The organism is Flavobacterium sp. LHD-80, from assembly GCF_030929605.1.
Classification (GTDB): domain Bacteria; phylum Bacteroidota; class Bacteroidia; order Flavobacteriales; family Flavobacteriaceae; genus Flavobacterium.
Genome location: NZ_JAVFVS010000001.1, coordinates 415,215 through 439,659, shown reverse-complemented (window position 1 = coordinate 439,659; position 24,445 = coordinate 415,215). Strand labels below are relative to the sequence as shown.

Genomic DNA, 24,445 nt, shown 5'->3' with positions numbered 1-24,445 from the left:
ACTTATAATCTCTTCTATGAACTTATATGGTTTAATAATTTTAATTTGTATTTTTGACCAGCATCTTCGCGAAAAACAAAACGTAACGAAGTAAATCGAAGCCAGAATGCATTTTAAACATCCCGAAATTCTATACTTTCTGTTTTTATTGATTGTTCCAATTTTGGTTCATTTATTTCAATTACGACGTTTTAAAACTTCTTATTTTACCAATGTCCGTTTCTTAAAAGAACTGGCGATTCAGACTCGTAAAAGTTCAAAAATCAAGAAACGATTATTGCTTGCTACTCGTCTATTGTTGCTTACATGCGCGATTATCGCTTTTGCACAGCCATTTTTTGAAGCCAAAGACAGCAAAAATGCCTCAAACGAAATGTATATCATTTTAGATAATTCATTCAGCATGCAGGCGAAAGGAAAAAAAGGAGAATTGCTAAAACGTGCCGTTCAGGAATTATTAGAAAATACGCCTGAAACTGCTCAATTTTCATTATTGACAAATACCGAAAATTATTGGAACACAGATATTAAGTCGGTTAAAAGTTCGTTACAGAATTTGAATTATAGCGCAACGCCATTTGAACTTTCGTCGATTATGGCAAAAGTAAAAGCGCATAAATCGGCACATAAAAAAGATATTGTTATTATTTCTGATGCTGTAGGTTTGTCCGAAAATGACATTAAAAACATTGATTCTGAAGATAAACCTTATTTTATAATTCCTGAAGCGGAGCAGAAAAACAACGTTTCAATTGACAGCGTGTACATTAATCAGACTTTAGAGAATTTCTACGAAATAAGCGTGAATTTATCGGGTTATGGCGAAGATTTCAAACCAATTTCGACCGCTTTATACAATCAAAATAAACTGATTGCCAAAACGATTATCAATTTTGATACAAAGAAAAAGAAAATCAACTTCACGATTCCAAAAGAAGCTTTTCACGGCTTCGTTTCGATTGAAGACAATGGATTGACTTATGATAACAAATTGTTTTTCAGCATTTCTAAAAATAAAAAAACAAACGTAATCAGTATTGGTGAACCTGAAAAAAGTAGTTTTCTCTCGAGAATTTACACTTCTGCTGAGTTCAATTATAATAATTATTCTATCAGCACTTTAGATTACAATAGTTTAGAAAAACAGAATACGATAATTTTAAACGAATTAGTTGAAATTCCGCAGGCTTTGCAGACGACTTTAAAAGCGTTTGTTTCTAAAGGCGGAAATATTGTTGTTATTCCATCTGAAAAAAGTTCGATTTCAAATCTAAATTCATTTTTAGGGAATTTTGGAAAAGTTCAGTTTAACAATCTTAAAACCGAAAGTAAATTAATCACGAAAATCAATTTTGATCATCCTTTGTTTTCTGGTGTTTTTGAGAATAAAATCACGAATTTTCAATATCCAAAAACAAGCACTTCATTTGCTATTTCTAGTCCTTATCCGGCCGTTTTATCTTATGAAGATCAGAGCGCATTTGTAACTGCAATTCAAAATTCGACTTCTGGTATTACCGTTTTTTCGGCACCAATAAATTCGGCAAATTCTAACTTTCAGCAATCGCCTTTAATTGTTCCATTGTTTTATAAAATGGCACAGAACAATCAAAAAACGGGTGTAAATGCATTAACAATTGGAAATAATCAACCATATTTTGTTGATGTTTTGTTGACAAAAGATGCCATTTTAGAAGTAAAAGGAACTGAAGATTCTTTTATTCCGATTCAGCAAATTTTGAATAACAAAGTCAAATTAACATTCAATGATTTCCCTGAAACCGCAGGAAATTATAGCATTTTTGATAAGAAAGAATGGGTTGAAAATTTGAGCTTTAATTACAAAAGAACCGAAAGTGATTTAAGTCAGGTAAATACAAACGTAGTTTCTGATTTTAAAACTGCCGATACTATTTCAACCATTTTTAATACGCTACAAACTGAACGAACTGACAGCCAAATTTGGAAATGGTTTGTTATCTTTGCACTGTTATTTTTAGCATTAGAAATGGCAATTATAAAATTTGTAAAATGATTTTTTACCATTAAGACATTAATATTATTAAGTTTTTACTTTATGAACTTACTTTTTTAATGTTTAGAAAATTAAGTTCCTCCCTTTATTAGCTTAATTTCTTAATGGTTAAAAACATAAGACATTTAATGTTTGAATAAAATAAATATCTCTACATATGAAAATAATCATCAAAAGCGCCAAAATTATCGACTCAAAAAGTCCGTTTCATAATCAGACCGTTGATCTTTTAATTGCAGATGGTTTAATTGAAAAAATAGGAGTTTCACTTCCAAATGACGATGCCGAAGTAGTACGATTCGACAATCTTCATGTTTCGCAAGGATGGTTTGACAGCAGTGTTTCATTAGGAGAACCTGGTTATGAAGACAGAGAAACCATTGCAAACGGATTAAACGTTGCCGCAAAAAGTGGTTTTACTGCGATTGCCTTACAGCCTAACTCCTTCCCGATTATTGATAATCAATCTCAAGTAAATTTTGTAAAAAATAAAGCAAACGGTTTTGCTACAGAAATTTTGCCAATTGGTGCTTTAACAAAAGCCAGCGAAGGAAAAGATATGGCAGAGCTTTATGACATGAAAAATTCTGGAGCAATTGCTTTTGGAGATTATAACAAAAGTATTGAGAATCCCAATTTGCTTAAAATCGCATTACAATATGTTCAGGATTTTGATGGTTTGGTAATTGCTTATTCGCAAGATCCAAACATTAAAGGAAACGGAGTTGTCAATGAAGGAATTGTTTCAACAAGATTAGGTTTGAAAGGAATTCCGAATTTAGCTGAAGAACTGCAGATTTCAAGAAACTTGTTTTTATTAGAATATACAGGCGGAAAACTTCATATTCCGACCATTTCTACAGCAAAATCAGTTCAATTGATTAGAGAAGCTAAAGCAAAAGGATTAAACGTAACGACAAGTGTTTCTGTGCATCATTTGGTTTTAACCGATGAAAAACTGGACGGATTTGACACACGTTTTAAAGTAACACCACCATTACGTACAGAAGTTGACAGACAAGCGTTATTAAACGGAATTGCTGACGGAACAATCGATACCATTACATCAGATCACAACCCAATTGATATTGAATTCAAAAAAATGGAATTTGACACAGCTAAAAACGGAACAATTGGTTTAGAAAGCGCTTTTGGAGCTTTATTAACGGTTTTACCATTAGAAACTGTGGTTGCAAAACTTACATCTGGAAGAACAATTTTTGGCTTAGAAAACAACACAATCGAAGAAGGTGCAAAAGCAAACTTCACTTTCTTTACTCCAGAAGGAAAATCAACTTTTGAAAAGGTAAACATTCTTTCAAAATCTAAAAATTCTGCTTTCTTAGGAACCGAACTTAAAGGTTCTGTTTACGGAGTTTTAAATCAAAATCAACTTGTTACAAAATAATACAATGAACAATACAATCGAAGAAGGAAAATCAATCGCTATTACCAGTTATATTTTAATTATTGGTGTTTTGATAGCTATGAGCATGAATTCTGAAAACAAAAATAGTTTTGCTTCTTTTCATATCCGTCAGGCTTTAGGTTTATCGCTGACTTTTATTTCTTTCGGAGCAATCATCAGCAATTTTGACAGCTTTTTCATCACTTTTCCAATGTGGATTTGTATTTCAATTCTTTGGACATACGGAATCTTTACTGCTATTCAGGGCCAAATGAAACCAATTCCCTTAGTTGGCGAATTGTTTCAAAAATGGTTTAAATCGATAGGATAATCAAATCCAAAAAATAAATTCCAAATTCCTAGAACTTTGTCAAAGTTTGAAACTTTGACAAAGTGAAAAATTCACAATTCACCATTTACAATTGACAATTAAAAAATGAATCTATCTTTAGAATATAAAATAAAAGAGCCAAAAGTAATTTTAGATAAAAATCCGTTATTGCTTTTATTGCACGGATACGGCAGTAACGAAGCCGATTTATTCTCATTTGCTTCTGAACTTCCAGATAATTATTACATCATTTCAGCAAGAGCGCCTTATGATTTGCAATATGGAGCTTATGCTTGGTACGCAATCAATTTTGATGCTGATCAGAATAAATTTTCAGACAATGAGCAAGCTAAAACTTCTCGCGATGCAATTGCAAATTTCATTGATGAATTAGTTGCCAATTATCCAATTGACGCCAATAATGTAACATTAATTGGATTCAGTCAAGGTTCGATTTTAAGTTATGCTACTGCACTTTCGTATCCTGAAAAAATCCAGAGAGTTGTGGCGATGAGTGGTTATTTTAATGACGAAATCATAAAAGAAGGCTTCGAAAATAATGACTTTAAAAACTTAAAAATATTCGCTTCACATGGAACTGTAGATCAAGTCATTCCGATTGAATGGGCTAGAAAAACGCCTGCAATTTTAGAGAAATTAAATATTCCAATTACTTACAAAGAATATCCTGTTGGCCATGGTGTTGCACCACAGAATTTCTTTGATTTTAAGGATTGGCTTGTTAGCTAGTGTTCAGTGTTCACTTTTTTAGTATTCAGTTTTGAACAGTAAATTGATCAAAAAACTTTGTCAAAGTTTAAAACTTTGACAAAGTTCTAAACTGTAAACCGCGGCTGAAAACTAAAAAACTGAACACTGATTACTAAAACTATTCCCCCGTATAAAGAATCTTCCCAGCTTTTTTCAAAACATAACCTTTCCAGGGAATTAATTCTAAATCATCTTTTTTCCAAGAATCACCTTCCGACTTTCTTTCTAGAATGATAGATTCTTTTTGAGTATCAAGGAAAAGTTCTGCTTTGTCTCCGTCGAAAATTACATACGAAGCTGTTGTATAGGTTTTTCCGTCATCATAGTGAGACAATTTTGTTCCCTCGAAAATTCGGATACATTCTTTTTTTAATGTTGACCAAGTATATCCAGCTGAGGCTTTACAACCGTGCGCATCTGAATCGCCGCCAACTACAACAGCTGGTTTTGGCTCAGGTTTTGTTGTTTCAGGTTTTACTTCTTTCTTTTCTTCTGAAACTTTTTTAGCGCAAGAGAAAGAAAGAACTATAATAATCGAAAATAAAATAGCTTTTTTCATAGTTCCTATTTTTAGAATTAGACAAAAAAAAATAGGATTAAAAAATCCTATTTTTGATATAACCAAGTCTGATTTACTTCAAAGGTAATATTATCATCGTTATCAACAAAATATTTTAACAAGACTTCTCCCCATAATTCGCCATTGCTATAATCTGCAATAATCCATCTGTGGTTTAAAATTTTGATTTTATTGATGATAAATTTCTTTCCGCCAATACTATCTTGACCTGTATATGGATTTCCTTTTGGATTAGTGTTGAAATCTAATAATTTCTCCGTTACAACCGGAATCAATTTTTCGTATAAAATTACTTTTCCTCCAGATGCACTGTTATCAAAGTAGTTTTGCGCATTTTCATTGTGTTCTAAAGAAAAATAATCCGCATCCGCCAATTTAGCTGACACTAAATTTATGCTATCTCTAAGTTTCTTAGTTGTTTTATCATATCTTTCCTGCTGAAACTTTAATTCGCCACTGTAAAACGAATAAGTAAAAAGGTTCATTAATATCGCGAGGATAAAAAGATAAAGCATTAAGGATTTTTTCATTGTATAATATAATTAAATTGTAATTTCTAAATTATCATAAGCCAGAAAAACGTTTTCCGGAAGCGTTTTTTGTACTTCTTCGTGAAAACCTAAAACATGGCTGATATGGGTTAAATAAGCTTTTTCAGGCTTAACAAGTTCAATAAAATCAAGTGCTTCCTGCAAGTTAAAATGTGTATCGTGCGGTTCAACACGCAATGCATTTACAACTAAAACTTTTAAGTTTTTTAATTTTTCGATTTCGGCCGGTTCAATCGTTTTTACATCGGTTAAATAAGCAAAGTCGTCAATACGATAACCAAAAACCTGCAGATCACCGTGCATAACATTTACCGGAATAGCCATTTTATCACCAACAGCAAATGGTTTATTATTTAAAACTTCAATTGTTTTAATGCTTGGTGCACCGGGATATTTGTTTACGGTTTCAAAAATATATTCAAATCGGCGTTCCAAATTAGTAATTACACGCTCATGCGCATAAACCGGAATTTCTCCCTGTCTGAAATTAAACGGACGTATGTCGTCCAAACCTGCAGTATGATCTGCATGCTCGTGCGTGAACAAGATAGCATCGAGTTTTCGGCATCCGCAGGAAAGCATCTGCTGTCTGAAATCAGGACCGCAGTCGATTACATACGAATGCTCGTCCCACGAAATCCATATGGATACGCGAAGCCTTTTATCCTTAGCATCAGTGCTTTTGCAAACGGGATGATCAACCCCAATAATCGGGATACCTTGAGAAGTACCAGTACCTAAAAAATAGACCTTCAATTGAACTTAATTTTTTTACAAAAATAGGATTATTTCTCTTTCATTAGAAGCCTAATTTACTAACTTTGTAACAAATCTATTTAAAATAAAATGGGTACAGAAATAAAACTCAAAGGTGACAAGGTCATCGAACAGATTCCTTCTATAAAAGACAAAGCGTTACGCATTAATTTAAACGAGAATATTTACGGAACATTTGCCGAAATTGGTGCTGGACAAGAGACCGTTAGGCACTTTTTCAGATCCGGAGGTTCATCGGGAACAATTGCAAAAGCGATGTCTGCCTATGACAAAGATTTTAGTGACGCCGTTTACGGTATTGAAGGTGACGGCCGTTATGTGACTGAAAACCGACTTAAAAAAATGCTTACGTTTGAAGGTGAATTGATCGAAGAACGTCTAAGTCGTGAAAAACACCCAAACAAACTTTTCTTCAGCTACGCAAATACGGTAGCAACGATAGATTTTGCCAAACAATTTAAAGGCCACGGCTGGGTAGGAATCAGATACCAAATTGAACCAGACGAAGCTTACAACGAAATTATACTTCACATTCGTTTTAAAGAAACTGATGCCAGATTACAACAGGAAACTCTTGGAGTTTTAGGTGTAAACCTAATTTACGGTGCTTTCTATAAATATAACGACCCGAAACGTTTATTGCGTTATTTATACGATCACTTAGACAAAGATCAGCTTGAAATTGATACTATTAACTTCTCAGGACCTCGTTTTGCTGATGTTGATAATCGTTTAATGAGTTTGCAGTTAGTTAAAAACGGAATGACGGATGCCGTAATGTTTAATCCTGAAGGAAAAAACGTTTTGCCAGCAGCAGTTTTATACAAAAAGAACCTTCTTGCTTTTAGAGGAAGTTTCCGTCCTGTAACGAATGTAAATCTTGATATGTATGAAAAATCATTAAAGATGTTTCTACATGAAAACAAAGTTGACAAAGACAATACTTTAGTAGTTTTTGAAATTACGCTTTCGAATTTACGTTCTGATGGTGAAATTGACGAACGTGATTTCATGGATAGAGCGGAATTACTTTGCTCTCTTGGTCAAACCGTAATGATTTCGAATTTCCAAGAATACTATAAAGTTGTGGAATATTTCTCTAATTATACTAAAGCCAGAATGGGATTGGCAATGGGTGTAAACAACTTAGTTGATATTTTTGATGAGAAATATTACCGTCATTTAAGTGGAGGAATTTTGGAAGCTTTCGGTAAATTATTCTACCGCGATATGAAAGTTTTCTTGTATCCAATGTTAGGCGATAATGGCGAAATTATTACTTCTGATAATTTGAAAGTTCATCCAAGAATGAAAGAATTATACAAATTCTTTAAATTCAACGGAAAAGTGGTTGATATTAAAGATTACAATCCAGATATTTTAAATGTATTCTCTCGAGAAGTATTGAAAATGATTGGCCAAGGAAAAACAGGCTGGGAACCAATGCTTCCTTCTGGAGTTGCAGAAATTATAAAAGAACACCATCTTTTTGGGTATCATCCGCAGAAAGAGTTAGAACAAAATACTTAATAAAAAAAAGTCCCTTTATTGGGACTTTTTTTTTAAGTTTTCAGTCGCGTTTTGTCAGGCTGAGCGAAGTCGAAGCTTACGTTCCAATTGGAGCGCCCTTCGACTTCGCTCAGGGTGACAACTGAAAACTATGACTGAAAACTATTTCAAAATCTGCTCTGCGTGTTCTTTTGTTTTTACTTTTTCGATTACCTCATCGATAATTCCTTTTTCGTTGATTACGAAAGTTGTTCTGTGAATTCCGTCGTATTCTCTTCCCATGAATTTCTTTGGTCCCCAAACTCCAAAAGCATTGATAACCGATTTATCTTCATCGGCGAGTAAAGGAAATGGCAATTCGTATTTTTCTTTAAATTTGGTTTGTGCTTTCTGATTGTCAGCACTTACACCAAGAAGCTCGTAGTTATTTGCCTGAAAACGATGAAAATTATCTCTTAAATCACAAGCTTCGGCAGTACAGCCTGGAGTACTTGCTTTTGGATAAAAGAAAACCACTAATTTTTTTCCAGCGTAATCAGCTAGTTTGTGTGTTTTTCCTTCTTGATCTGTTCCAGAAAAATTTGGCGCTTTATCGCCTGCTTTTAATGTTGTCATTTTTTTTTTAGATTATTAGGTTGTTAGACTTCTTAGATTTTAAATCTTTTGTTTTATTAAAAAAAAACTGATATTATAAATCTAATTCGTCTTTATTTTATTCTTTGGATTAAGCCGTCTAATTATTATTAAACTAAATCCTCCAAAAGTAAAAGCTATCAAACGATCTAATTGATATGCAAATTGCTCCTTTGAATCTTCAGCAAATAGTTTAATATTAGATGTTGCATTTTTGTCTTTCATCAAGCGCATAACATTTAAATCTACCTCACGATTATATTCCTTACAAAGCCAATCTCTTTGAATGTAGATAACAAAAATTATAAGTACAATAAGCAATATTTCCATAAAATATTGTTTTAAAAATCTTACCATTTATCTGTGATTTATTTTTAGAATTTTAGATTATTAGACTTCTTAGACTAACTTAGATTATCAGTTTTACTATTATATTTTATTAATAATTAACAATTGATGTTTTTTTTTCATGCCCCAGATTGAAGTGAAAACCCCGGAATTGTGGCAGTTTACATTTTTTGTATTTAAAAAGCGACCGAAGGAAGCTCTTTTAAATACTTAAAAATGTTACTGACTCAATGAGGAGTTGAAACGGAAAGCTGGATTAGGCACATCATCAAAAATACACTATTTTTACGACTCTAAAAATACGGAAATGAATAAAGAAGCTCGCGTACAATTTGTCATCGATACGTTAAAAGAACTCTACCCTACTATACCTGTCCCACTTGATCACAAAGATCCTTATACCTTATTGATTGCGGTTTTATTGTCGGCACAATGTACAGATGTGCGTGTGAACCAGATTACGCCTTTATTGTTTGCGAAAGCTGATAATCCATATGATATGGTTAAAATGTCGGTTGAAGAAATTAAGGAAATTATTCGTCCATGTGGGTTATCGCCAATGAAATCAAAAGGAATTCATGGTTTATCTGAAATTTTAATTGAAAAACATAATGGCCAAGTACCTCAAAGTTTTGAAGCACTTGAAGAATTGCCAGCGGTTGGGCATAAAACGGCAAGTGTGGTAATGTCTCAGGCTTTTGGCGTTCCAGCTTTTCCGGTTGATACACATATCCATAGATTGATGTACAGATGGAATCTTTCGAATGGAAAGAATGTGGCGCAAACTGAAAAAGACGCCAAAAGGTTATTTCCGAGAGAAATCTGGAATGATCTACATCTTCAGATTATTTGGTACGGCCGCGAATATTCGCCTGCAAGAGGCTGGAGCCTTGAAAAAGATATTATCACGAGAACTGTCGGAAAAAAATCGATTATTGAAGAGATGGAAAAGACTCTTGCAACTTCAAAAAAATAAGGCACAAAGTTTAAACCTTTGTGCCTCTGTATCTTTGTTACTTTGAAACTTAAAAAACTACATTCCCGCTTTTAAAGCATTATATTCAGTTGTCATATCCAGAGATCTGTAAACTCCCAAAAGGGTTTTTGTCACATCTGGATTTTTAGGTTCTATAGTTAGTGCCTTTTTAAGAAACGGAATTGCGCTTCTTGCGATATCATCTTTTTTGGCGTTTAACTTATCATACTGCTGCATTTCTTTTGGAGTAGTTCCTAAATTAGCAATTTCATCAGCCAAAGCCTTTTTTTGCTCTAATTTCAAATAGGCGAGATTAATATAAGCATCAATATAATTTGGATTTACCTCTAAAAGGTAATTATAAGTCGCTTCTGCCTTAGCGTAATCTTTACTTTCCATGTAAGAATAAGCTAAATTATTAATTACGTCTAATCTTTTTGAAGGAACCGACTCTGTTCTTGGTTTCTCATAAAGACCTTGATCGATTCCTGATTGTCTTGCTTTTGGCGAAATAAATGCGTCTTCCTCTTTCGTTTTTTTATTTGTAGCATAATAAATAACACCGCTTCCAGAGTAATTCTTTTTCTTTAACTCTTCATAATATTTAATTGCCGAAGTGTAGTCTTTACCATTAATAGATGACGAGGCCGCGTTGAATAAATTAAGTGTATCTTTTTTGTCAAACAAATATACTTTGTAGCTTTTGTCGGCACTTTCTTTGAATTTTCCCGCTTTAAAATCGGCCATAGCGCCATTCACCAAGTCAGACTTCATGTCTTTTAAAGCCATACCTGCTTTTACAGTATATTTGAATTTTCCAGATTCATTTTCGAATAAAAATACATCCTGATAAGCTTGAGACGCAAGGCTGAAGTTGTTTGCTGCATCAATATTTTTGCTCGCTAAATCTTTTAGAACATTTCCTTTTAAAAAATAAAAATCAGATTTGTCTTCATCTGGCGCATTTATGATAAGATATTCTGTTTTATTTAAAATCGCAATTGCTTCTTGCGAATTACCTTTATCAAAAATTGCCTGTGCATCTTTTATTTGTGATTTTTGGGCATACATCCCAACATTTATCAATAGTGTTGATAAAATAATTAGTTTCATTTTCATTGTAGATCAAGTTTGATAGTTAAAATAGATTGGGTTCTTCTCTCAACAATTTTGTTGGTTGATCCTCAAATAGAGGCAAAATTGCACTTTTGATCTCCGGAAAAGGATTCAAAAGTAATCAAACTTAAAAGTTAGCTAGAGTAGTTTTTTATCATATTTGGTATTTTTAAAAGATTAAACGTATTTGGCTATTATTTATAATAATTCATTTTTTAACAATATTTACACTATAAATATCATTGTTTAGAGATATTTTATATAAACATTACATATTTTTATCTAAAATAGAATTAAAAAACGAATACACAATAAAATGTTAATATTTTTTTATCTAAATCACAACATTTTCTTAAAACGGCTAATTTATAATATTTTTTGAATTTTTAATAAAAAGCAAAAAAAACTCACTGTCAGTATTTTACATACTAAAAGTGAGCTTTAAACCAAAACGACCATTTGGTTTTTTCGTTAACAATAAACTTTCGGCATAAATTACCGATTGCTTAATTTGCTATAATATCAAAAGTTTTATCTTCGATTTTCACAACTGTTAATGCTTGTGAATAACTTAATAAAAAAGAAACAACTTCTTTTTTAGGTTTTAAATTTTTAGAAGCTAATGCTTTCTTAGAGTAAATTTTTGCCATACTATAAAAATGTTTATATACAGTATAACGGGTTAATACTCAAAATAGTATTAGTTGGTTAAAATAATTTGATGTTTGTCAATTATTTTTCTCAAATTCATTAATGCATAACGCATTCTTCCTAATGCTGTATTGATGCTAACGTCTGTCAATTCAGAGATTTCCTTGAAACTCATGTCTTGATACATGCGCATTACCAATACTTCTTTTTGATCGTCCGGAAGTTCTTCGATTAGTTTTTTTAAGTCAATTTCGACTTGGTCAAGGATCATTTTGCCTTCAATTGTCAGCGAATCATCAGACATTACAGAGAAAATTGAAAATTCTTCGGTTTCTCTGTACATTGGCATTTTTTTGGTTTTACGAAAGTGATCTACAATTAAATTGTGAGATATGCGCATTACCCAAGGCAAAAATTTACCTTCTTCGTTATAGGAATTGCTTTTTAAGGTTTTGATTACCTTAATAAAAGTGTCTTGAAAAATATCGTTTGAAATATCTCTATCAGCAATCTTAGAATATATGAAACCATATATTTTAGATTCGTGCCTTTTAATTAATGTCGACAGTGCAACTTCATTGCCATCGATATAATTTTTCACTAACAGAGCGTCTGGAATATGCAGATGAGCCATAATACTACTTTTTTAGTTTTTTTAATTTGGAGTAATTTTCTAAAAAGTAATTTTATTGTATAGGCGTCTCTTTTTTTAGTTGTGTTAATTAAGTGATCAAATTTAACAAATTATTATTTTAAAAAGCAAATAAAACACAGAATAATTAACAATAAAAACTTAAAAAACATACACATAAGTTAAATTTTATTAGGAAAGTCCGTTAAAACATTAAATTTTATGCATGGAAAAAACCGTTAAAAAAAGACGTAAATAACTTACAATTAAATATTTACAAGCTATTCACATCTTCTTTTTAGATTATTTTATTGGTACACACGTATATAGTCTACATAGTACTTTTGAGGAAAAATTTTATCATCAACTTCTGGTCCACCAAAATTTCCTCCAACAGCTACATTGACAATTATATAGAAAGGTTTGTCAAAAGGCCAAGTATCTTCATTTTTTACCGTAGGATTAAAAGTATAAACCAATGTTTTGTCTACAAAAAAGTCCATTTTATCTTTAGTCCATTCAATTGCAAACACATGATACCCTTCTTCAATATTAGGATATGGCGTTCTTTTGGTATTGATTGTATTTCCGTGGCTGTCTTGTGTGTGTAAAGTGGTGTAGACCATTCCAGGATCGCGCCCAATGTATTCTAAAATATCAATTTCGCCTGCTTTTGGCCAATGAATTTGATCAATATTAGCTCCTAACATCCAGAATGCTGGCCAAATTCCTTGACCAACAGGCAGTTTTGCTCTTGCTTCAATACGACCGTATTTAAAATCCTTTTTCCCTTTGGTAGTAATTTTAGTCGAAGTGTATTTAGAACCTTCTTTTCTGGCTTCAATAACTAGATTTCCATCTTCAAATGAGTGATTTGTTTTGGTATAAATCTGTCTTTCATTGTTTCCAAATCCGCACAGATTAGGACAACCGTCGCCAAGTTCGAAATTCCATTCTTTTTCATTTAACTCTTTTTTATTGAAATTCTCTTCCCAGACAAGCTTTCTTTTTACTTCCTGAGCAAAGCAAGCACTACTGACTAGCAGCAGCAAAAACACCTTTTTCATAGTTTTATTTTAAAATTATAAAAATTGAGAAGGCCAGCCGAAACTGACCTTCTCCTTCATTCTTACTAATTAATTTAATCTATTGATATACTCTTACGTAATCAATCTCCATTGAAGACTGCGTGAAAGCTGCATCAATATTACCACCAAAATTACCTCCCATTGCAACATTCAAAATTAAGAAAAAGTCTTTGTTGAAAGGCAAACTCGCATCATTAGCAACTGAATGAATTAACTCATTATCTACATATATTTTTACAGCCTCAGGACTCCAGATTGTTTTATAAATATGGAATTCTGTTGACACATTTGCGATTGTTTTAGAACCTGTATTAGCAGTTCCGCCGAAATGTCCAGGATAATGAAGCGTGCCATGAATTACATTTTGGCTGTTTCCTACGTGTTCCATAATGTCTAATTCTCCACAAGCTGGCCATGCATTTGTTGCATAATTTGCTCCGAGCATCCAGATTGCTGGCCAGGTTCCGCCACCGATTGGAAGTTTCGCACGAACCTCAACTTTTCCATACGTAAATTTATATTTCCCTTCAGATTTCAATCTGGCTGAAGAATAATCAGCACCGCCAGAAGCTTCTTTTTTAGCCGTAATTTTTAAATTACCTCCTTGAACAATTACGTTTGTTGACGAATTCGTATAATTCTGTTTTTCATTATTTCCCCATCCATTATCGCCGCGTCCTAAATCATAAACCCATTTTGAAGCATCTGGTGCTCCATCGGTATTAAACTCATCAGACCATACTAAATTAGTATAATCTTTATCTGGAGTTGTTGGATTCTGAGTTGGTTTTGTAGTCGTAAAAATATGATACCAAGCCAATGATGCATTTCCGCCCATAACGGCTCTAACCACCATTCTATTTGCTGTGATCGATAAAATCTCATAAGAACTCTGACCTATATAATAACCCATAAATCCGTTATCAGAGAAATTCATCATAGTTCCTCTGGTTTGCGTTGCATGATTTGGATTTTGCATTACAACAGATTCTGAAGGACTTAATGACACCGATTTTTTCCCTGAAGTATCATACGGCAAACAAGCATCAGAACCTGAGCTTCCTCCTCCTACACTTTCAAAAGCTGCATTAAAGAAAGTTGCGCCACCATTGTTTAATTGAAATTTAAGCTGATCACCTTCAAGAGAGAATGTCAACTCGTTTCCGTATAAACAGCTGCTTGTTGGCGAACCTGCTTTTTCCCAAGCTCCAGCCTGATAATAGTTTCCAAAATAATTTTTAGTTGCATCGCCGTCATTTTGACCAACACCTAAATGCCCAGCTTCTGAAGCCGACCAATACCATTTTTTAGAAGTACCACCTGTTAAAAACTGTACCGCTTCAGGATCACTAAAGTCACTTTTAACTGTAACATCAGTTGTAGTTGTGCTGCTAACGCCTCCTTTTCCAGAAGCAATTACTGTTACCGTATAGGTATTAACGCCGGTTTTTGTAAAACGTTTTGTTACTACTCCGTTAGGTGCATTGTCTGATGTTCCGTCACTGTAGACGTATTTGTATGAGATTGCGCCGTCAGCCTTAGCTGTAAATTTTACAGTTCCTGATCCATCTCCGTTTGGAGCTGTAGCAGTTTTACCAATAACCTCGGAAGTAACTTTAAGATTTGTTGGTGAATCTATTGATCCAAAAGTAAAATCATCTTTTTGACAACCCGTCATCAAGAGAATCGTAAATATGGATACTATCTTTATAATTATATTTTTGCTCATGATTTCTTGTTTTAATTGGATTGTTTTATGTCGTCAAAATAATAAGTCGCTCCAGTTCCTGTTTGTCCAAAATCTGGAAATAAAATTACTCTGTCGTATTTTACAGTAGCATCAAAGCTTGCTGCGCTTGTCAAATCAAAAGTTAATATTTGCCAAGCATTTGCAACAGTTGTTGATGCATGCACCTCAAAATTAACGCTTGGATTTCCGTTTCCATCTTTTGGAGAAGTCGAAAGCTCCATTTTGTATAAAATATCAGCGCCTACTTTTGGAGACCAAACCGCCACTTTTACTTTAGTTCCTTTTGAAAAATCTGGTGAAGCATCAAGATTTAAGCTTGCTCCTGCCCAAGTTTCTGCGCCTGGCTTTTTCTCCAATTTCACTACTTTGTCAGATACATTTGCTCCAGTTTTATCTGGATTTGTTGTCATTGAAGCAATAACATTTCCAAAACCTCCCCAAGCATAAGTTAAGTTTGTAGATTCAAAATCAATAGGCAATGCGATTGATTCTGCTGGTGCTTTGTAGAAATAAATATTATCTATAAATACAGTTCCTCCAGCCCAAGGCGTCCCAACAAGTTTCAATTGGAAAATTTTATCTACTGTTAATCCTTGGCTTGTCCATGCCGAAATTGGAATATCAATACTTGTCCATTGATTAGCTATAAGATCTTTTACTACAGGTTTTTCTGAAGGTCCAGTCTGAATCAATGAAGTTTCAATTTTTTGTGCATCTGCTGTCCAAACATCCATGTGTAAATATTCCATTTTCGAAACATCTATCGTAACATTGTCTGCCAATGCGATTCCTTGGTAACTTAATTTAATATAATTCAGCATTTTATCTCCGTTCAAATCAAACTCTGCCCAGCTGCTTCCTTGTCCTGCCTGACCCCAATCTGGGAAATAATTTGTTCCTGCAACATTGGTATATTTTGTACCGTAAATCGAAATAACATCTGCCGGCTGTCTATTTGGTGGCGTTGGTGCCGATGCTGAAGGCGCCACAACCAATTTTGCAGTAACTTGTGCCGTATATTCTGTTGTTTTGATTGCCGCGCTTTTAGAAACTACACGAACGGTATAAACTCCAGCTTCTTTATACGTATAAGAAACTGATTCGCCATTATTTGCCGAAATTGGATCTGGTTTTCCTGCCTCTCCAAAATAAACATCATAAAACAAAGCAAAATCTGCAGTTGCTTTTACGGTTATTTTTTTGGATACTGATAAATCATTTGTGATTTCAACAACCAATTTTTCTGGAGCTCTAAATGAAACGACAACATCCTTTGTCACTTCAGTCGTTTTTCCATTCACATTCATTGCAGTAATTTTCGACTTATAAGTTCCTTCCTTATAAGTATGGGTTAAAGTACCGCCAGAAGGAATATAAGCTGACTCTGGAGTTCCATCTCCAAAATTAATTTTGTACTGCGTTGCTCCTTCTCCCGTAGGTATAAAAGTAACTTTTCCAGTATTATCCTGAGTAACAGTTGTCAATGCCGAAATATTAGAAGGTGCAGCGGCACTGTCTAAATCAACATCAAGAGCATCATCGTTTGCGCAAGCAATCAGCGTTGCTAAAACGAATAGATTTAGTATTAAATATATCTTTTTCATAATTGTATTTTTTAGTATCCAGGATTTTGTTGCCAGTTTCCATTTGCGAATTGAATTTCTTCAATTGGAAGTGGAAATAATTCGTTCTTATTAGCTGTAAAACCAGGAATTTTCCCAACAGCTTTTCCAGTTCTTACCAAATCAAAGAAACGGTGTCCTTCACCAAAAAGTTCTACTCTTCTTTCGGCATAAATAAAATCAGTCAAAGCTTGTCCTGAAGCTGTGATATCGTGATTATTGTCTCCAAAAGCGCGTCTTCTTACCTGATTTAAATAGTCTCTTGCTTTTGCATCATTGTTTCCTGCACGACTATACGCTTCGGCAGCCATCAATAAAACATCTGCATAACGAATCGCTCTGTAGTTGTTTGGATTTGTTAAATTCAAATCTCCAGCTGCTGCTGAACTTCTTTTTCTTGGAAGATATTTTCTGTTGAAATATCCAGTGTCTTCATTTCCTTTTCCGTAGCTCACGCCTTTTCCGCCATCATAATTAGAATTTGCAGCAGCAAAAGCAGCGATATCTAAAATCGCAACATCTTTTCGTTTGTCGCCAGCTTCAAACGAATCGGCACCTTCTTTCGTTGGAACATTAAAACTGAATCCTGAAGAAAAAAGTGGACCTGAAAAATTTCTGACACCGCTGAAACCAACCGCTACGTTACCCTCACTACATTGTAGACATCCAAAACCTGCTCCTTCAACATCTGTGTACTGCACTTCAAAAACAGATTCAGCGCCATTTTCTCCGTCCATTTCAAAAATGGAATTATAGTCTGCTACCAAAGAATATTTCCCTGACGTTATTACGCCATCAAGAGCAGATGCAGCTTGAGCAAATTTACCTTCATATAAATACGCTTTTCCTAAAAGTGCCAAAGCTGCACCTTTTGTAGCACGCCCTTTTTGAGAAGCAATTGGAGATAAATTAGCCGCCGCAAAAGTCAAATCGGCTTCAATAGAAGCGTAAACTTCTTCTTTACTAGAACGCGGTACTGTTTTTTCATCTCCAATTTTAAACCTAGCATCTCCTTTCATTGGTATACCACCAAACCATTTTACTAACTCAAACTGATAGTATGCTCTAAGAAAACGTGCTTCGGCTATAATTTGATTTTTTCCTTGAAAATCTGTCTTATCTTGAAATTCAAGAATATAATTGGCTCTTTGTACACCTGCAAACATCCAGTTCCAGACATCTCTTAAATTGCTGTTTACTGGCGTATGAATCATGTCGTCTATCTGTTGAAAACCAATAACGTCAGTCGGACTTTCTCCTCCACATAATGTATTATCTGAGGCAATTTCGCCCAATAAAACATTTACATAAGAAGCCTGAAGCAAATCGTAAGCGGCAATTAATGCTTGATCATAATCTGCTTTTGAGTTAAAATAGTTTTCAGAATCGATAGAATATTCTGGTGTAGGATCAACGTACTCATCCGAACAAGAAATACATAAAGTCGAAAATAGAGTAAGTGTTATAACGGTTGTATATAAATATTTTTTCATTTTAATTGAAATTAAAAATTAAGGTTAAGTCCCATTAAATAGGTTCTCGGAATTGGATAAAAACCGTAATCGATTCCAGCACCAATAGGCGACTGAGAAACATTGTCACGATTTTGAGGACCAAATGAAGCGCCTGGATCAAAACCTTTATACTTAGTAAATGTGTATAAATTATTTACTCCTACGTAAAGTCTTAATTTTGTAAGTCCAGCTTTTTGAGCCACATTTGGACTAAGAGAATATCCTAATTGAATATTTTGGATTCTGAAATAAGAAGCATCTTCAACAAAATAATTAGAAAAAACATTATTTGCCGTTGCTCCCGTTGTAACTCTTGGAGTTGAATTTGTTGAGCCCTCGCCTGTCCATCTGTCTAAAACATAATTTAAACGATTAGCGTCAGAAAGTGTTCTTTCATAATTGCGAACCATATCATTTCCTACAGATGCAAATGTGAACATTGCAAAATCTACATTTTTATAATTCATTTGTATGTTGAAACCCATTGTTGCATCGGCAATTGGATCACCAATATTGGTTTTATCATTTGTATCGATTTTTCCATCGCCATTTACATCCACATAACGAAGATCACCAGGAGCAGCATTTGCGCCTAAAGCAATTTGTGATGGATGAGCGTCGATTTCTGCTTGATTTTGGAAAACTCCATCGGTTTTATATCCGTAGAAATAACCCATTGGTTTTCCTATTTCCATGCGCGAAGGTGCAGGCTGTCCAACACCAAAAGCGCCTCCTTCAATAAATCCTGTACCATTATTTACTTCTTGTACAACATTTTTAAGGAAAGTAACATTATAGCCTACGCTGAAATTAAAATTATCTGAGAATTTATCTTTATAATCAATTGCAAATTCAAATCCTGAATTTTTAACCGATCCCGCGTTTAAAGTTGGAGCACTTGCGCCCGGAGCTCCTGTCCCATTAATTCCAGAAACCGGAATATTTGGCACTAATAAATCTTTTCTGATATCGCTGAAATAATCGGCAACGATGTAAACTTTGTCGTTTAAGATTTTCATATCCAAACCAACGTCAAATTTCTCAGCTTCTTCCCATTTTAAATTTGGATTTGGAACCTGACCTGTAGAACTTCCGTTTACAATTACACCGTCAAAAACGTAAGTTGCTTCACCGTTCAAAAGTCCTAAATAACCATAATTTGGAATTTGGTCATTTCCTAACGTTCCGTAACTAGCTCTTAACTTTAAGAAGTTTATAAACTTAGGCTCTCCAAAAAATTCTTCTTTAGAAATTATCCAACCACCCGTAACAGATGAAAAATACCCAATTTTATTTCCTGTCCCAAATTTAGTCGAAGCATCACGGCGCGTCATTCCAGACAGTAAATACTTCTCTTTATAATCGTACTGAAGTCTTGCATAATATGACAATCTTCTTTGGTCATAATTATAAGAACTATTTGTAAGTGTTTCTGAAATTCCTTTAGTCAATGAAATATCAGCAAATTGCCAAGAATTATTTGGAACATCAAAACCAGTTGCTGTAAGTCCGTTACCCCATTCTTTAAAGATTGTTGTACCAACAGTTCCCGTAATATTATGAGCTTCTGCAATTTTGGTTGTATAAGTTCCATAAAGGTCAAATGAATAATTATTATCATTTACAGCTCTTTGCGTTACTGAACTTCTTTGCACGTCAAAAACTTTTCCGCCGTAGCTAATTTGTTGTGCAAAATCTTTTCCTTCACTATTTGAAGTATTAAAACCGATAGCACTTGCTAAGGTAAATCCTTTGAAAATTTTATAATCTAATCCAAAGTTTCCGTTCAGTTTTTTATAATTATAATCGTTATAAGTATTTGCAATTTGCGCTAGTGGATTAATGATTTCATTTCCTAATCCCGTAGTGTTTGGCACTAGCGTAAAACTTCCATCTGCATTGTATGGATTTAAAGTTGCCGGAACGTTTAATGCGTTGAATAATACTGATCCTAGACCATTTTCATTTAATGTTCTTCTGGTAAAATATGTATAGATAACATTTGTTCTCAATTTAATTTTACTGCTTAAATCAGCGCCTAAACCAATTCTTGCCGTATTTCTTAAATAACCTGATTTGTCACCTCCAACAATTCCTTCTTGATCTAAATGCGATCCACTAATAGAATAGGTAATATTATCTGATCCTCCAGAAATTGTCAAATCATTATTAATAATAGGAGCACCTTTCTGGAAAACTTCATCTTGCCAGTTTGTACCTTTTCCTAATCCGCTTACATTTGGATACGGAATCGGTTTTCCTCCATTTGCATAACTTTCATTTAATAAAAGTGCATATTCTGTTGCATTTAAAGTTGGAAGTTTTCGAGATGTTTCCTGGAATCCGGCATAACTATTAAAAGAAACTTTAGTTTTAGAGTTCTTTTTACCCATTTTGGTTGTTACCAAAATGATTCCGTTTGCACCAATTGTTCCATAAATAGCCGCCTGAGCATCTTTTAAAACGGTAATAGTTTCGATATCATTTGGATTCAATAAACTAAAATCTCCAACATAACCGTCGATAATAGCAGTTGGTGAATTTTGTCCGTTTGTGGCAATACCACGAATACGAATATCCAATCCCGCTCCCGGCGCACCAGACTGCGTGGTTACATTCACACCCGATACGGTTCCTTGTAAAGCCTGTTCAATTCTTGTTGGTTTCAAGATGTCCAGTGTTTTACTGTCTACAACAGAAACGGCTCCGGTAATTTCTCTTTTCTTTTGAGTTCCGTAACCAATAACAACGACTTCTTCGAGTGATTTTGCGTCGTCGGCCATTTTTACAGTCATTTTAGTTCCAGAAACTGCAATTTCTTGCGTTCTGTAACCAATATAACTAAAGACAATTGAAGCTCCTTTTGGAACTCCGGTTAACTTAAAAGATCCGTCAAAGTCTGTGGTTGTACTCTGAGACGAACTTTTAACTTTTACATTTACGCCAGGCAGTGATAATCCTGACCCATCTACTACCGTTCCGCTTACATCATAGGATTGCGCAAAGGCAAATGATGTACACAACGATAGTACAATTAGTAACAATTTCGATTTCATAATTAGTTAGTTTTTATTGAAAGATAAATTTATTCGTTCCAATTAGGAATCCGCTAAATTTAACCTCAACAAAAAACATACATCTCAAAAAAAATGTTACTAATTTTAAGATTTCGCAAAAAAAATCCTGAAACAACTAATATTTACGAATGTTAATTTCTTTAACATTTTCATTACAAAAGCCTAACAAAGTCATAATGTTGTGGTAATGTATAGTTTTTTTGGCCAATTATTCTCGCTACTATACATCGAGAATATATTCAACTAAACCGATTTCGTGCTGTAAATCCATTTTTTTACGTAAACGATATCTTTTAATCTCAACACTTCGAACAGAAATATTGAACAACGGTGCGATTTCTTTTGAAGAAAGATTCAAACGAAGATAAGCACACAAACGAAGATCATTTGGAGTCAATAAAGGATGAAGCTGTTTAATTCGTTTCAAGAAATCTTTATCGGCATTATCGAAAGCTTCTTTAAAAACATTCCAGGAATCTTCCTCAGTAATATTTTTATTGATTGTACTAATAACCGATTTAATGTTTTTGTTTTCACCGGGAGTTGTTTTCTGTAAATCTTCTTTAATAAAAGCCAACAATTCGTTTTTGCTGTTTAAACTCATTGTCGAAACAGCTAATTCTCTGCTTTTTGTATCTACATCTTGAGAAAGCTGTTCGTTTCTCAATTTCATTAATTGCTGTTCATTTTCTAACTCTTTTATTTCAAGTAAAAGATTATTCTCTTCAATCAATTTCTCTTTTTGTTTCTGATAATAATTTCGGTACGCTTTATTGATAAAATAAGCCATAGCCAACATTAACAGAAAATAAATGAAAACCGCGAGATTAGTCAAATACCAAGGTTTTGAAATGATAAAGGTATAAACAGCGGTATTTTCAAGAATTGTATTAGCATATTTTGCACGTACTTTAAACGTGTATTTTCCAGGCGAAAGATTTTTGAAATTCACCGTTGCTTTTGTGCTCCATTCGCTCCAATCATTTTGAAAACCTTCTAACAGATATTGATATTCTGTATTGATGTATTTATTGTACTCTGGAACTGTATAGTTTAGTGTGATATTATTTTCAGTTGAAGTAAAACTGCCTTCGTTTTGAATGGCAACATTTTTCAGCGTTTCATTTTGCTTGTTCATTGTGATATCTGTTATAAAAACGGTGTAGTTTTTAAAACTTAAATCATCAATATTTAAGGTATAATACCCATCTGTTGTGCCAATTAAATAATTTGACTTAGAAATTTGGGTGATGTTTTCATATCCAAGCATTGAATTGGTCAAAGATGCCGGAATCGGAATTACATTTTCCTTCAACTGATTACTTAGCTTGCTTGCTGAGAAATAATGAATATAGTTTTTAGAAAAAAGCCATATTTTATTCGAATTATCAACAATCAATTTTCCTGATGTATATTCATCATTTTCAAAAATCGAACTTAAAACAGTGTCTTTTTCAAATTGTTTTGTTGTGGCATTTAATTTAAAAATTCCGCCTTTGTAAGCATAATAAATCGAATTATTGAACTTTGTTAAACTCGCGCGGATTCCTTTTTGAGGCGATTTATACGTATAAAAATCAGCTGTTTTAGATAACGAATTATCTAGTTTTAATCTAAAAATCCCTTTATATTCATGGCTCACATAAACATCAAAATGATTTGAGATTTCGAAATATCGGGACGAATAATCAAATCCTTTTATTTTATTTCGAAATACCCATTGATTGTTCACTTTTTCTAAAACAGAAATTCCGTAGTAATTTCCTTGAAGCAGCAGCTTTTTATCATGAGGGACAGGCTCAAATTTCCAAGTTCCCGATGCTGAAAAAATACTTCTGGCAGTATCACTTGTAACCACAAAAGTTCCCGAATCATGTCCGCAAAAAAGTGTATCATCATAAACAAAAAGCGACCAAACCTGACCTTTTGTTCCATTTATAAATTTAAAATCGCTGTTGCTTTCAAGCGGTCTGCAAAAAAGTCCTTGATTTGTTCCAATGTATAAGAGTCCCTTATAAACCGCTGAAGCATAAACCGTTCCTAAAACTCCAGAATCATCAGTAAAACTGTGCACTGGCGACTGCATATTGATACAGTTAATTCCGTTATCAAGTCCAGCCCATAAATTCTGATCTTTATCTTCAAAAAGCGACAAAGCAGTATTATTGCTTAATCCTTTGCTCTGCGAAAGATGGTATTTCAATTTTCCGTTTTCGGTTAAAACAAAAATTCCGTTTGAAACTGTTCCTAAAGCAAAATTTCCATTTTGAAGACGCTGACTGCTGTAAACAAAACTCGATTTTAATTCGGAATCTACATCGGTAACAAAACGAGTCAGCGTATTTTTGACCAATTTATACATTCCATCAAGCTGTGTCTGAATCAATAAACCTTCATCAGTTGTAAAAATATTGGCAATTGTAAATTTTTTCAAAATGGGATTATCCGAAACCAACTTTGCTTTTCCGCTTTCAATTTCAAAAAGTCCTTCTTTCATCGTTTGAAAATAGATCGCATTTTTAGGCGCAAATGATTTTATAACGCCATTTTTTGGTGCAATAATTTTAAACTGTCCTGTCTTAGTGTCGTAAATATAAATTCGATTCAGCGATTGAAACAAAACCCATTGATCATATTTTAGTATGTTCCAAAATTGCTCGTCATCTAAAATTTTGCTTTTGATTGTATTGCTAAGTGAAGTATATTTTAGTCTGCCGTCTGATTTTCTGGTCCAGTAGCCAAAATTCATGTAAGTTCCTGTATAGATTTTATTTCCGATTACTTTTACAGAGCGCAGAATTGTCTCATTTGGCGCGCGATATAACTGCCAATTTGTTCCGTTATATTCTAAAAGTCCGTCATTATTAGCAAAATACAAATAATTCTGATCGTCTTGCGAAATCATCCAGCTTTGATTTCCAGCGCCATATACAGCAGAGGAATATTTAATAATTGGCGGAAATTCCTGTGAGAACAAGAAAAGACTCATCAAAAGAAAAAGGGCAGAAAGTTTTGTTTTCAAATCTATCGGGGTATTAATTTATTATAAAAACAGTTCTAAAATAGGATATTTTACT

General features: G+C 33.6%; 20 protein-coding genes. 6 read left to right on the top strand and 14 right to left on the bottom strand.

The features are described 5' to 3' along the window. Positions 1–106: 106 nt before the first annotated feature. From RB619_RS01855 to RB619_RS01840, 4 genes are all read left to right on the top strand, one after another. On the top strand, positions 107–2,035 hold the full coding sequence (locus tag RB619_RS01855) for a BatA and WFA domain-containing protein (RefSeq protein WP_308093425.1): 1,929 nt from the start codon (positions 107–109) through the stop codon (positions 2,033–2,035). A 157-nt stretch (positions 2,036–2,192) separates the two neighbouring features. Continuing rightward, positions 2,193–3,443 (top strand): dihydroorotase, encoded by a 1,251-nt coding sequence (locus RB619_RS01850; RefSeq protein ID WP_308093422.1) that lies wholly within the window; start codon positions 2,193–2,195, stop codon positions 3,441–3,443. A 4-nt stretch (positions 3,444–3,447) separates the two neighbouring features. Continuing rightward, positions 3,448–3,774: a hypothetical protein gene (locus RB619_RS01845; protein WP_308093421.1), complete on the top strand. Its 327-nt coding sequence runs from the start codon at positions 3,448–3,450 to the stop codon at positions 3,772–3,774. A gap of 105 nt (positions 3,775–3,879) precedes the next feature. Next, a complete protein-coding gene (locus tag RB619_RS01840; RefSeq protein ID WP_308093420.1) occupies positions 3,880–4,524 on the top strand; it encodes an alpha/beta fold hydrolase in 645 nt (214 codons plus the stop codon). 139 nt (positions 4,525–4,663) lie between these two features. Here RB619_RS01840 and RB619_RS01835 read toward each other — a convergent pair whose 3' ends face one another. The 3 genes from RB619_RS01835 to RB619_RS01825 are packed head-to-tail and all read right to left on the bottom strand — an operon-like array spanning position 4,664 to position 6,432. Further along, the gene (locus tag RB619_RS01835) at positions 4,664–5,104 is read right to left on the bottom strand and encodes a hypothetical protein (protein WP_308093419.1); all 441 of its coding nucleotides are present in this window, start codon (positions 5,102–5,104) and stop codon (positions 4,664–4,666) included. A gap of 47 nt (positions 5,105–5,151) precedes the next feature. After that, positions 5,152–5,655, bottom strand: a complete 504-nt coding sequence (locus tag RB619_RS01830; protein WP_308093416.1) for a hypothetical protein — start codon at positions 5,653–5,655, stop codon at positions 5,152–5,154. 12 nt (positions 5,656–5,667) lie between these two features. Further along, positions 5,668–6,432 (bottom strand): MBL fold metallo-hydrolase, encoded by a 765-nt coding sequence (locus tag RB619_RS01825; protein ID WP_308093413.1) that lies wholly within the window; start codon positions 6,430–6,432, stop codon positions 5,668–5,670. 90 nt (positions 6,433–6,522) lie between these two features. Between RB619_RS01825 and RB619_RS01820 the strand changes: the two genes are divergently transcribed. Beyond that, entirely contained in the window at positions 6,523–7,983 is a 1,461-nt protein-coding gene (locus RB619_RS01820; protein ID WP_308093410.1) for a TonB-dependent receptor, read from the top strand. Between the two features lie 141 nt (positions 7,984–8,124). Here RB619_RS01820 and bcp read toward each other — a convergent pair whose 3' ends face one another. Next, positions 8,125–8,577 (bottom strand): thioredoxin-dependent thiol peroxidase, encoded by a 453-nt coding sequence (bcp, locus tag RB619_RS01815; protein WP_308093407.1) that lies wholly within the window; start codon positions 8,575–8,577, stop codon positions 8,125–8,127. A gap of 81 nt (positions 8,578–8,658) precedes the next feature. Further along, a complete protein-coding gene (locus RB619_RS01810) occupies positions 8,659–8,925 on the bottom strand; it encodes a hypothetical protein (RefSeq protein WP_308093404.1) in 267 nt (88 codons plus the stop codon). Positions 8,926–9,250: 325 nt separating this feature from the next. On the opposite strand from RB619_RS01810, the gene nth reads away from it, so the two are divergent. Further along, positions 9,251–9,919, top strand: a complete 669-nt coding sequence (gene nth, locus RB619_RS01805; protein WP_308093401.1) for an endonuclease III — start codon at positions 9,251–9,253, stop codon at positions 9,917–9,919. A 57-nt stretch (positions 9,920–9,976) separates the two neighbouring features. Here nth and RB619_RS01800 read toward each other — a convergent pair whose 3' ends face one another. The 9 genes from RB619_RS01800 to RB619_RS01760 form a co-directional block, all read right to left on the bottom strand. Beyond that, entirely contained in the window at positions 9,977–11,038 is a 1,062-nt protein-coding gene (locus tag RB619_RS01800; protein WP_308093398.1) for a hypothetical protein, read from the bottom strand. A gap of 503 nt (positions 11,039–11,541) precedes the next feature. Beyond that, the gene (locus RB619_RS01795; protein WP_166638431.1) at positions 11,542–11,685 is read right to left on the bottom strand and encodes a hypothetical protein; all 144 of its coding nucleotides are present in this window, start codon (positions 11,683–11,685) and stop codon (positions 11,542–11,544) included. A 50-nt stretch (positions 11,686–11,735) separates the two neighbouring features. Further along, a complete protein-coding gene (locus RB619_RS01790; protein WP_035648741.1) occupies positions 11,736–12,320 on the bottom strand; it encodes an RNA polymerase sigma factor in 585 nt (194 codons plus the stop codon). 305 nt (positions 12,321–12,625) lie between these two features. Then, positions 12,626–13,384 carry a glycoside hydrolase family 16 protein gene (locus RB619_RS01785; RefSeq protein ID WP_308093390.1) on the bottom strand — a complete coding sequence of 253 codons (759 nt, stop codon included), beginning with the start codon at positions 13,382–13,384 and terminating at the stop codon, positions 12,626–12,628. A 79-nt stretch (positions 13,385–13,463) separates the two neighbouring features. Continuing rightward, the gene (locus RB619_RS01780; RefSeq protein ID WP_308093389.1) at positions 13,464–15,134 is read right to left on the bottom strand and encodes a glycoside hydrolase family 16 protein; all 1,671 of its coding nucleotides are present in this window, start codon (positions 15,132–15,134) and stop codon (positions 13,464–13,466) included. A gap of 11 nt (positions 15,135–15,145) precedes the next feature. Further along, the gene (locus tag RB619_RS01775; RefSeq protein ID WP_308093387.1) at positions 15,146–16,759 is read right to left on the bottom strand and encodes a PKD domain-containing protein; all 1,614 of its coding nucleotides are present in this window, start codon (positions 16,757–16,759) and stop codon (positions 15,146–15,148) included. A gap of 11 nt (positions 16,760–16,770) precedes the next feature. Beyond that, entirely contained in the window at positions 16,771–18,270 is a 1,500-nt protein-coding gene (locus RB619_RS01770) for a RagB/SusD family nutrient uptake outer membrane protein (protein WP_308093384.1), read from the bottom strand. 11 nt (positions 18,271–18,281) lie between these two features. Next, on the bottom strand, positions 18,282–21,347 hold the full coding sequence (locus RB619_RS01765) for a TonB-dependent receptor (protein ID WP_308093382.1): 3,066 nt from the start codon (positions 21,345–21,347) through the stop codon (positions 18,282–18,284). A gap of 241 nt (positions 21,348–21,588) precedes the next feature. Continuing rightward, a complete protein-coding gene (locus RB619_RS01760) occupies positions 21,589–24,390 on the bottom strand; it encodes a triple tyrosine motif-containing protein (RefSeq protein WP_308093380.1) in 2,802 nt (933 codons plus the stop codon). Positions 24,391–24,445: the final 55 nt, after the last annotated feature.

Coding starts and splice junctions, on each gene's coding strand:
- RB619_RS01855 (WP_308093425.1), top strand. CDS start 107: ATGCATTTTAAACATCCCGAAATTCTATACTTTCTGTTTTTATTGATT.
- RB619_RS01850 (WP_308093422.1), top strand. CDS start 2,193: ATGAAAATAATCATCAAAAGCGCCAAAATTATCGACTCAAAAAGTCCG.
- RB619_RS01845 (WP_308093421.1), top strand. CDS start 3,448: ATGAACAATACAATCGAAGAAGGAAAATCAATCGCTATTACCAGTTAT.
- RB619_RS01840 (WP_308093420.1), top strand. CDS start 3,880: ATGAATCTATCTTTAGAATATAAAATAAAAGAGCCAAAAGTAATTTTA.
- RB619_RS01835 (WP_308093419.1), bottom strand. CDS start 5,104: ATGAAAAAAGCTATTTTATTTTCGATTATTATAGTTCTTTCTTTCTCT.
- RB619_RS01830 (WP_308093416.1), bottom strand. CDS start 5,655: ATGAAAAAATCCTTAATGCTTTATCTTTTTATCCTCGCGATATTAATG.
- RB619_RS01820 (WP_308093410.1), top strand. CDS start 6,523: ATGGGTACAGAAATAAAACTCAAAGGTGACAAGGTCATCGAACAGATT.
- bcp (WP_308093407.1), bottom strand. CDS start 8,577: ATGACAACATTAAAAGCAGGCGATAAAGCGCCAAATTTTTCTGGAACA.
- RB619_RS01810 (WP_308093404.1), bottom strand. CDS start 8,925: ATGGAAATATTGCTTATTGTACTTATAATTTTTGTTATCTACATTCAA.
- nth (WP_308093401.1), top strand. CDS start 9,251: ATGAATAAAGAAGCTCGCGTACAATTTGTCATCGATACGTTAAAAGAA.
- RB619_RS01800 (WP_308093398.1), bottom strand. CDS start 11,038: ATGAAAATGAAACTAATTATTTTATCAACACTATTGATAAATGTTGGG.
- RB619_RS01795 (WP_166638431.1), bottom strand. CDS start 11,685: ATGGCAAAAATTTACTCTAAGAAAGCATTAGCTTCTAAAAATTTAAAA.
- RB619_RS01790 (WP_035648741.1), bottom strand. CDS start 12,320: ATGGCTCATCTGCATATTCCAGACGCTCTGTTAGTGAAAAATTATATC.
- RB619_RS01785 (WP_308093390.1), bottom strand. CDS start 13,384: ATGAAAAAGGTGTTTTTGCTGCTGCTAGTCAGTAGTGCTTGCTTTGCT.
- RB619_RS01780 (WP_308093389.1), bottom strand. CDS start 15,134: ATGAGCAAAAATATAATTATAAAGATAGTATCCATATTTACGATTCTC.
- RB619_RS01775 (WP_308093387.1), bottom strand. CDS start 16,759: ATGAAAAAGATATATTTAATACTAAATCTATTCGTTTTAGCAACGCTG.
- RB619_RS01770 (WP_308093384.1), bottom strand. CDS start 18,270: ATGAAAAAATATTTATATACAACCGTTATAACACTTACTCTATTTTCG.
- RB619_RS01765 (WP_308093382.1), bottom strand. CDS start 21,347: ATGAAATCGAAATTGTTACTAATTGTACTATCGTTGTGTACATCATTT.